Source organism: Bradyrhizobium sp. HKCCYLRH2060 (assembly GCF_051168135.1).
GTDB lineage: Bacteria > Pseudomonadota > Alphaproteobacteria > Rhizobiales > Xanthobacteraceae > Bradyrhizobium.
In genome coordinates, this window is sequence record NZ_JBNPUK010000026.1 from 70,947 (window position 1) to 79,748 (window position 8,802).

Sequence of the window (8,802 nt, forward strand, 5' to 3'; positions counted from 1 at the left end):
GAGTTCGTGACACGTTTCCGGATCGGCACCCGCAAGAGCACGATGGCCTTGGCGCAGACGGAGGAGATCGCCCGCCGGCTGCAGGCCGCGATTCCGTCGCTCGACATCGAGATCGTCAAGTTCGAGACGACGGGCGATTCCGACCAGACCAGCAAGCTGCTCACCCATGGCGGCAAGGGCGGGGCGTTCGTCGCCGAGATCCGCCGTGCCATGCTGGATGGCAGGCTGCATGCAGCAATGCACTCGCTGAAGGACATGCCGGGCAACGAGGAAACGCCGGGGCTGGTGGTTGCGGCGCTGCTGTCGCGCGATCCGCCGGGCGACGTGCTGGTGCTGCGGCGGGGGCTGTCGCTGGACGAATTCCGCAACGATGGCGGCCGGGGCTTCAAGATCGGCACCAATGCCGTGCGCCGGGCCGCCTATGCGCGACGACTGTTTCCGCAGGCCGAGCTGATCCATTTTCGCGGCGCGGCCGATACCCGCATCCGCAAGCTCGACAATGGCGAGCTGCAGAAGCTGCCGGACGGCGGCGCCGTGGGGCCGGCTGATGCGCTGATCATGGCGCGCTCCGGGCTGGAACGGGTCGGCCTGTCCGACCGGGCCTCCTACGACTTCCCGGTCGCCGACATGCTGCCGGCGGTCGGGCAGGGCATCGTCGCCGTCGAGTGCCCGGCCTCCGACTGGGACACGCGGCGCATCCTGGCGACCATCGACGATGCGGCGGCGCGGACCTGCGCCGACGCCGAGCGCGAGGTGCTGTGGGTGCTCAACGGTCACTGCAACTCGCCGATCGCTGGCTTTTCGACCATCGACGGCGGTCAGCTGACGCTGACCGCCTCTGTTCTCGACGAGGATGGCGGCCGCTTCATCGAGGCGCAGCGCTCGGCGCCGGCGGATCGTCCGCGCGAGCTCGGCCGGGCGGTCGGGCTCGAGCTGCTTGCCAACGGCGCGGCGGAGCTGATCGAGCGCAGCCGGCCGCGCTAGCAAGTCATCCCTTGTAGGCGCGGACCCGCGCCAGCATCTGCTCCACATGGGCGATCGGGGTTTCCGGCAGGATGCCGTGGCCGAGGTTGAAGATGTGGCGGCCGCCGGAATAGCTCGCCAGCACGTCGTCGACCGCCTGGTCGAGCGCCGCGCCGCCGGTGATCAGTGCCAGCGGATCGAGATTGCCCTGCACCGCGACCTTGCTCTGCACCTTCTCGCGCACGAGGCCCGGCTCCGCGGTCCAGTCGATGCTGACGGCATCGATTCCGGTTTCGGCGACATAGCCGGGCAGCAATGCACCGGCCCCGCGCGGAAAACCGATGATCTTCGCATCCGGACGTACCTTGCGGACGCCCTCAACGATGCGCCGTGTCGGCGCGACGGACCAGCGCGCGAACTCGCGCGGCGACAGCACGCCGGCCCAGGTGTCGAAGATCTGCAGCGCGTCGGCGCCGGCCTCCAGCTGCTTCAGGAGATAGGCGATCGAGCTGTCGACCAGCGCATCGATGATTCTGCCGAACGCATCGGGATGCCGATAGGCGAGCAGCCGCGCTGGCGCCTGATCAGGCGTGCCTTGGCCTGCGACCATGTAGGTCGCGACCGTCCATGGGGCGCCGCAGAAGCCGATCAGCGCGGTGCTCCGCGGCAGCTCGGCCCGCACCCGGCGCAGCGCCTCGAACACCGCTTCCAGCTTCGACAAATCGGCCTTCGCCGACAGCGTCGCGATCTTGTCCGGCGTATCGAGCGGGTCCAGCCGCGGGCCTTCGCCGATTTCGAAGCGGACGCTGCGGCCGAGCGCGTGCGGGATCACCAGAATGTCGGAAAAGATGATCGCCGCATCGAAGCCGAAGCGCCGGATCGGCTGCAGCGTGACTTCGGCCGCGAGTTCGGGATTGAAGCAGAGGTCGAGAAAGCCGCCGGCCTTGGCGCGGACCTCGCGGTACTCCGGCAAATAGCGGCCGGCCTGCCGCATCATCCAGATCGGGGGCACGCTCTGCCGCCGTCCGGCCAGCACGTCGATGAAGGGCTTGTTCACGGCAGTCTCACTCACGCTGGGGCTCCGCAACTTTCGGGAACAGTTTACCGTCCGTGATACATGCCCACGCGGTTCCGGCCAAGGTGATATCGACGCGGAAGCGGCGGGAGATACGAGCGTCATTGCGGTCGCCGGCCGCCACATCTCGCGGAACACGTCTTTCGCCACTGCGTTGTCGTTCCACAGGGAGATTGACCATGGCTGAGAAATTCAATCCTGCGCCCCACGACAAGCACGCGGTCGATCCGCGCGAGGCCGCGCGTCTCGATCGTGAGACGGCCACGCAACTCGACAAGGGACTGATGGATACGTTCCCGGCATCGGATCCGGTGAGCCTGCAACAGCCCTCGACGACCCGAGCGAAGGACGACGACGTCGACCACGATCCGGCGCATGCGTCATCGTTGTGGGACAAGGTGCGATCGGTGTTCGCCCGTTGAACTAACAAGCGGGACGCCGCTTGCGACCGCGGATTTCTCGGTGTGGCTCCGTATTTGTACGGGAGCAGCCGTAGTCTTACGGGCCGCTGAGGACACCTTCGGAGCAGCCGCATTTCAGAGTTAAATAAGATGTCCATGGGAACCTCGGCGCGTCCGGAGAGTTCCGCGGAATGGACGTTGGTGCGACCAGAGTTGATCGAGGCCGCCTGCCCATGTGGGCGGCTGGCGTGCTTGCGCTCGTGTCGGTCGCCATTCTCGCTTTCAGCATCTGGGGCGAATGGACCTCCCGCCAGGCGGAGGTGCGAAATGCCGAAACCGATCTCAGCAATCTCGCTCATTCGCTCACCCAGCACGTCGAGGACACATTCGAGCTTGCGGATTCGCTGTTGCGCGGCGTCGTCGCCGCCCTCGAAACCGATGACGGCAAGCCCGGCGCGATCACCCGACTGCAGACGATCCTGAAGGCGAGGAAGCCCAATCTCGGGCGCATCCGCGGCATCTTCGCGTATGGCGAAAACGGCGACTGGCTCGCGACCACCGAGGACGTCACGCTCACCAACTACAACAATGCCGATCGCGACTACTTCGCGCACCACAGGGTTTCCGCCGATCGTTCGCTGCTGATCGGTCGCCCGGTGCAGAGCAGGGCTGGCGGCCAGTGGGTCATCACCCTGTCGCGGCGCTGGAATCACGCGGATGGCCGGTTCGGCGGCGTCGTGCTGGCAACCATCGACGTTGCCTATTTTGCTCAGTTCTACCGTCAGTTTGCCGTCGGTCGTCAGGGCACGATCAGCCTGATGAGCCGGGACGGAGCCGTCCTCGCCGACAATGCGGAGCCCGACGCTCAGACGGTTGGGCGCGCCATCCTCGAAGCGATTCCCTATCATCCTGCGTCGGGGACGCTGCATTTCCGGCGGCTCGGCGAAACGTCCGACCGCATCGGGTTCTATCAGCACGCGCAGCGCTATCCGTTCCTCATTCTGGTGACGCGCACGGAGGCGGAGGTCCTGGCCGAATGGAAGCGTGATGCGCTCATTCGGCTCACGGTGCTGGTCTGTCTGGTCGCGCTCGTCATTGCGATCGGCATCTTCCTCGCGAAGCAGTTGCTGCAGCGCCAGCAGCTCGCCGCGGCGCTGGCCGCCAAGGAAGAAAACTTCCGGCTGCTCGCCGAAGGCTCCAGCGACATCGTGACGCGGATCGAGCTGGACGAATGCATCGGCTACGTTTCGCCCTCGACCATGCGCGTGCTGGGCTGGCATCCGTCGCAGCTCCTGGGCAAGCGCGCGCTCTCCGGCGTGCATCCGCTCGATCGCCCGCAGTTGCAGGAGATCCTCGATCAGCTCAGGCGAGGGGCCGTCGACGAAGCCCGTGCCACCTATCGCATGCGCCGCCGCGACAAGTCGGAGATCTGGGTCGAGGCCACGATCCGCGCCACCCGTCAGCCGGATGGTGCGCTCGACGGCTTCGTCGCGGTCACCCGCGACGTGACCCAGCAGAAGACGCTGCAGGGCCGGCTCGAGACACTGGCCATCGAGGACGGCCTCACCGGGCTCGCCAACCGCCGCCGGTTCGACGAGCGGCTGCTGGAGGAGTGGGGCAGGGCCTACCGCGACAAGACCTCGCTGGCGCTGCTGATGATCGACATCGACCACTTCAAGGCCTTCAACGACGCCTATGGCCATCCGGCCGGCGACGAGTGCTTGCACACCGTGGCCGGCATTCTCGCCGACGAGGCGCAGCGCAGCTCGGATCTGGCCGCCCGCTACGGCGGCGAGGAGTTCGCCATCCTGCTGCCGAACACCGATGCCGGGGGCTGCGCCAGGCTCGGCGAGCGGATCAGGCGGGCACTGCACGAGGCCCGCATCGTCCACGATCACAACCCGGCGGGAATCGTCACCGCGAGCATCGGCGGTGCGGTGTGCCGGCCGGGCTTCGAACGCTCCGCCGGCCCGGCCTCGCTGATCGAGGCGGCCGACCGCGCGCTCTATGCCGCGAAGGACGCCGGCCGCGACCGCCTGATCATGGCCGGCGAGGTGGTCGACCTGCCCGCCGGCAAGGCGCCGGCGACCGTCCCGGCGTGAGATCGCCGCCTGCTCAGTAGTGCGGCGGCGGCTCATTGCGCGGCCCCTCGGTATTGCCTTGCGCCTCCTCGAGCCGCTCCACCAGCAGGGCGACCTGTCGCTTCAGCGCATCGATCTCGCGCCACTGCGCGGTGATGGTCTGGTTCAGCGTCTCGATCGTGTCGTCCTGAAACGTCAGGCGCATCTCCAGCGTGTCGATCCGATCGCCGAGCTGCGCGTTGGATTGCTCAGAGCTGTTCATCGCGTGCGCCCTCCGGAACGGCCTTGATCGTGGCCTCGCTGTGCTCCCGCAGCCCGTGACCGAGCGCCACCCGTTCGTCGAACACGAAACAGCCGCCGCGCCAGCGGCTCTCGGATTCCGGGGTCTCCTCGAGATATTTCAGGATGCCCCCCTTGAGGTGGTAGACCTCGGAAAAGCCGCGCGCCAGCAGCAGCGCGCTCGCCTTCTCGCAGCGGATGCCGCCGGTGCAGAACATCGCGATCCGCTTGTGCCTGGCAGGATCGAGCGCGCGTGCGGCAAAATCCTTGAACTGCCCGAAGCTCTGCAGGCCCGGATCGATTGCGCCCTCGAACGTGCCCATCGCCACCTCGAACGCATTGCGGGTGTCGAGCACGACGGTATCGGGCGCTGCGATCAGCGCGTTCCAATCGGCGGGACTGACATAGGTCCCGACCTGGCGGGTCGGATCGGCGGCGGGATCGCCGAGCGTCACGATCTCCCGCTTCAGCCGCACCTTGAGGCGCCGGAACGGCATGGCGGTGGCGCGCGAGTATTTCAGCTCCAGATTGTCCAGCCGGCCGGCGAACAGCATTCCGTCGCGAAACTCGCCGACGAGGGCGGCAATTGCCGGCTCGGTCCCGGCCACGGTGCCGTTGATGCCCTCCTCGGCCAGCAGGACGCTGCCCTTGATGCCGCGTTCGGCGCAAAAGGCGTGGAGCGGCGCACGCAGGTCGCGAAAATCCGGCAGGGCGACGAACTGATAGAAGGCGGCGACGGCGAGGGGCATGCGGCCGTTTACCAGCAGAGCTGACCATAGAAAAGCTGGTATCCCCGGGCATTGCCGAGCCCGGAAGGAATGTGCGATGTAGCCGGCCAGCACTGGTATTCCAACCACCACACGATCACGCAGCGAGCAACGATGAGAAGCTTCCATTTCCCCGGCAGGTCGACGGTCCACGCCCAGAACGGAATGATCGCGACATCGCACCCGCAGGCGGCGCTGGCCGGGATCGAGGTGCTGCGGGCCGGCGGCACCGCGGCCGATGCGGCGGTGGCAGCCTGCGCCCTGCTCGGAGTGATCGAGCCGCAATCGACCGGTATCGGCGGCGACTGCTTCGCCCTGGTCCAGCCCAGGGGCGAGGGCCGGATCATGGCCTATAACGGCTCGGGCCGGGCGCCTGCCGCCGCGACCGTGGACTGGTACCTTGAGCGCAAGATCCATTCGGTGCCGCTGACTTCCGCCCACGCCGTCTCCGTGCCCGGTGCCATCGATGCCTGGGCGCGCATCCTGCACGACCATGGCCGGCTCGGCCTCGACCGGCTGCTGCAGCCGGCGATCCGCGCCGCCGAGGACGGCTACGTGGTGGCGCCGCGGGTGGCCTTTGACTGGAACAACCAGTTCGAGAAGCTCAAGAACGGCACCAACACCGCGCGCTACTTCCTGCCGCGCGGCAAGGCGGCGGCGGTCGGCGACGTGATCCGCCAGCCGGAGCTGGCGCAGACGCTGCGCGTGATCGCCAAGGAGGGGGCGAAGGGCTTCTACACCGGCGCGGTCGCCGAGGACATGGTGCAGACGCTGCGCGGCATCGGCGGCCTGCACACCCTGGAGGACTTCGCCAATCACCAGACCGAGGTGACCTCGCCGATCGGCACCACCTACAAGGATCACGACGTCTGGCAGTGCCCGCCGAACGGCCCGGGCATCACCATGCTGGTGATGCTCAACATTCTTTCCCGCTTCGACCTCACGCGGATCGATCCGCTCAGCGTCGAGCGCTTCCACCTCGAGGCCGAGGCCGCGCGCATCGCCTACATGATGCGCGAGCAGCATATCGGCGACCCCGCGCACATGACCACCGAGGTCGCGAGCATCCTCGCCAAGGAGTTCGCCGACGAGTACATCTCGCAGATCAGCCTCGACAAGCTGCTCGATCTGCCGAACGTCGCGCCGCCGATGAATCCGGAGACGGTCTACATCACCGTCGTCGACCGCGACCGCAACGTCTGCTCCTTCATCAACTCGATCGCGCATTCGTTCGGCTCGGCCATCGTCTCCAACGAGACCGGCGTGCTGCTGCAGAACCGCGCCGGCGGCTTCCGCATCCAGCCCGGTCATCCGAACTGCATCGGTCCGGGCAAGCGTCCGCTGCACACCATCATCCCGGCGCTCGCCACCAAGGCCGGCCGCGCCCAGATGTCGTTCGGCGTGATGGGCGGCCAGTATCAGCCGGTCGGCCAGACCCACGTGCTGACCAACATCCTCGATTATGGCTGCGACGTGCAGGAAGCGATCGATATGGCGCGCGGCCTGCATTACGAGGGCGTCTATCAGCTCGAGGACGGCGTGCCGGCCGATGTCGTCGAAGGCTTGCAGAAGATCGGTCACAAGACCACCAAGGTGGTGTCGCCGCTCGGCGGCGGCCAGGCGATCTGGATCGACTGGGACAAGGGCACGCTCACCGGCGGCTCCGACCCGCGCAAGGACGGCTGCGCGCTGGGATATTGAGGCGGGCGCGTTCTCGCGGACTATCTCACCATCACTGCGCTTGGGCCCTGTCGTGTCCACACATTCCGCTGTCGTCCCGGCCTTGAGCCGGGACCCATACCCCCAGGGAGCGGTTTGAGGCAGGCTGGCAATTGGCTTTTTGCCCATCACGTCTGCTGCGGCGTATGGGTCCCGGATCGGCGCCGCGACGCGCTGGCGCGTCACGGCTTGTCCGGGACGACAGCGGTGGGTTTGGCAGATTTACAATTCAAACAGCCATCGAGTTGAAGACATGAGGACGTGATCTCGCGGCGAGACTCGCCCGAGGCCTGCACTTGGTCGTCCCTCGCAATCATGCAGAGGGCGCAGGGAATGCCGGGTGAGGGCCTCACCCATGGCCCGCCTGCGAAAAGAATGCAGGCGGCAGGTACCACAGGCAAAGCCGAACACTCCGGCATTCCCCGCGCGACGGTCTTCACGCTTATACGCAGTCTCCCTGGTGCGCCGGGCTTGTTGGCCACCATGCCGCGACGATGCTTGCGCATCGCGCGGGTGACACCAGCGTCGGGGTGTCAGGACGCTGCGACTTCACGTCCGCAAGATATCGTTCGTCCGCATCCTCGTCGAAGAGAATGCTGCGATCTCTCGCGGCCATCGCACCCCGCCTCGCGTGTCGTGACGATCGCGCGCTACGCCCCTCTGCGGTGAGGCGGGATGCGCGGAGATAATCATGATTTCCGATTATTGGCAATAGGATTATTTTTTTCGGAAGCAGATGCCGGGCTGGTCAGCCGCTCCCGCTTGGGCTAAACCGCGGCTCCCGTGAACGAGCAGAGGCGGTCTGGAGCATGCGGCGTCCGATGAACAGAAGAGTTGCGCTGATGATGGCGGCATCGGCCGCGGCCGGTGGCGTGCTGGGCTCCCGCGCGGTCTCGGCACAGACCAGTTCCGCCCAACCGACAGGAAAGACCATGACCACTCCCTCCGGACTGCAGATCATCGACACCAAGGAAGGCACCGGCGCGACGCCGACGCGCGGTCAGACCTGCGTGATGCATTATACGGGCTGGCTCTATGAGAACGGTCAGAAGGGCAAGAAATTCGACTCGTCTGTGGATCGCAACGAGCCGTTCGAATTCCCGATCGGCATGAAGCGCGTGATCGCCGGCTGGGACGAGGGCGTCGCCACCATGAAGGTCGGCGGCAAGCGCACGCTGATCATTCCGCCCGAGCTCGGCTATGGCGCACGCGGTGCCGGCGGCGTGATTCCGCCGAACGCGACCTTGATGTTCGACGTCGAACTGCTGGGCGTGAAGTAGGTCTGGGCGAGTGACGGCGGTTCGGTCAGCAAGCGTGCTGTGCGATACAGCGTCCTCTCCCCCAAGGCGAAGCGGAGCTTCGCCAGGGTGGGAGAGGACATCACCGGCCCATCCGCGAACGCTATAGGGTGAGGGGTATCCTTCGGCGAGCGATGCTCGGGGAGAGATACCCCCATTGGCGCTAACTTACCAAATTAACGCTTGGTATTCTCGTTTTCTTGGCGGCTCTCGGAGATG

At 66.6% G+C, this 8,802-nt stretch carries 8 protein-coding genes; 5 read left to right on the forward strand and 3 right to left on the reverse strand.

Annotated features, from left to right (window positions below; all coding sequences use genetic code 11):
• The first annotated feature begins 6 nt into the window (after nt 1-6).
• Complete coding sequence (gene hemC, locus ACQR10_RS31830) at nt 7-984, forward strand: hydroxymethylbilane synthase (protein WP_316218627.1); 978 nt, start codon at nt 7-9, stop codon at nt 982-984.
• Nucleotides 985-988: 4 nt separating this feature from the next.
• Here the strand turns inward: hemC and hemE are convergent, their stop codons facing one another.
• Entirely contained in the window at nt 989-2,020 is a 1,032-nt protein-coding gene (gene hemE, locus ACQR10_RS31835; RefSeq protein ID WP_410051469.1) for a uroporphyrinogen decarboxylase, read from the reverse strand.
• A 197-nt stretch (nt 2,021-2,217) separates the two neighbouring features.
• Here hemE and ACQR10_RS31840 point away from each other — a divergent pair, with 197 nt between their 5' ends.
• Both ACQR10_RS31840 and ACQR10_RS31845 read left to right on the forward strand, forming a co-directional pair.
• A complete protein-coding gene (locus tag ACQR10_RS31840; RefSeq protein ID WP_315805854.1) occupies nt 2,218-2,460 on the forward strand; it encodes a hypothetical protein in 243 nt (80 codons plus the stop codon).
• Between the two features lie 170 nt (nt 2,461-2,630).
• Nucleotides 2,631-4,541 (forward strand): diguanylate cyclase, encoded by a 1,911-nt coding sequence (locus ACQR10_RS31845; protein WP_316218625.1) that lies wholly within the window; start codon nt 2,631-2,633, stop codon nt 4,539-4,541.
• Nucleotides 4,542-4,554: 13 nt separating this feature from the next.
• On the opposite strand, the gene ACQR10_RS31850 is transcribed toward ACQR10_RS31845, so the two are convergent.
• Together ACQR10_RS31850 and ACQR10_RS31855 are read right to left on the reverse strand one after the other, a co-directional pair.
• Complete coding sequence (locus ACQR10_RS31850; RefSeq protein ID WP_316218624.1) at nt 4,555-4,782, reverse strand: SlyX family protein; 228 nt, start codon at nt 4,780-4,782, stop codon at nt 4,555-4,557.
• Nucleotides 4,769-5,548, reverse strand: coding sequence for a rhodanese-related sulfurtransferase (locus tag ACQR10_RS31855; protein ID WP_316218623.1), 780 nt, complete (start codon nt 5,546-5,548; stop codon nt 4,769-4,771). Before ACQR10_RS31855 ends, ACQR10_RS31850 begins: the two co-directional genes overlap by 14 nt.
• A 132-nt stretch (nt 5,549-5,680) precedes the next feature.
• Between ACQR10_RS31855 and ggt the strand changes: the two genes are divergently transcribed.
• A complete protein-coding gene (gene ggt, locus ACQR10_RS31860) occupies nt 5,681-7,267 on the forward strand; it encodes a gamma-glutamyltransferase (protein WP_315805858.1) in 1,587 nt (528 codons plus the stop codon).
• Between the two features lie 839 nt (nt 7,268-8,106).
• A complete protein-coding gene (locus ACQR10_RS31865) occupies nt 8,107-8,565 on the forward strand; it encodes an FKBP-type peptidyl-prolyl cis-trans isomerase (RefSeq protein WP_316178026.1) in 459 nt (152 codons plus the stop codon).
• Nucleotides 8,566-8,802: the final 237 nt, after the last annotated feature.

Bases quoted from the DNA above. Each gene is read 5' to 3' on its own strand.
- ACQR10_RS31845 (WP_316218625.1), top strand. From the start codon at position 2,631: ATGGACGTTGGTGCGACCAGAGTTGATCGAGGCCGCCTGCCCATGTGG.
- ACQR10_RS31850 (WP_316218624.1), bottom strand. From the start codon at position 4,782: ATGAACAGCTCTGAGCAATCCAACGCGCAGCTCGGCGATCGGATCGAC.
- ACQR10_RS31840 (WP_315805854.1), top strand. From the start codon at position 2,218: ATGGCTGAGAAATTCAATCCTGCGCCCCACGACAAGCACGCGGTCGAT.
- ACQR10_RS31865 (WP_316178026.1), top strand. From the start codon at position 8,107: ATGAACAGAAGAGTTGCGCTGATGATGGCGGCATCGGCCGCGGCCGGT.
- ggt (WP_315805858.1), top strand. From the start codon at position 5,681: ATGAGAAGCTTCCATTTCCCCGGCAGGTCGACGGTCCACGCCCAGAAC.
- ACQR10_RS31855 (WP_316218623.1), bottom strand. From the start codon at position 5,548: ATGCCCCTCGCCGTCGCCGCCTTCTATCAGTTCGTCGCCCTGCCGGAT.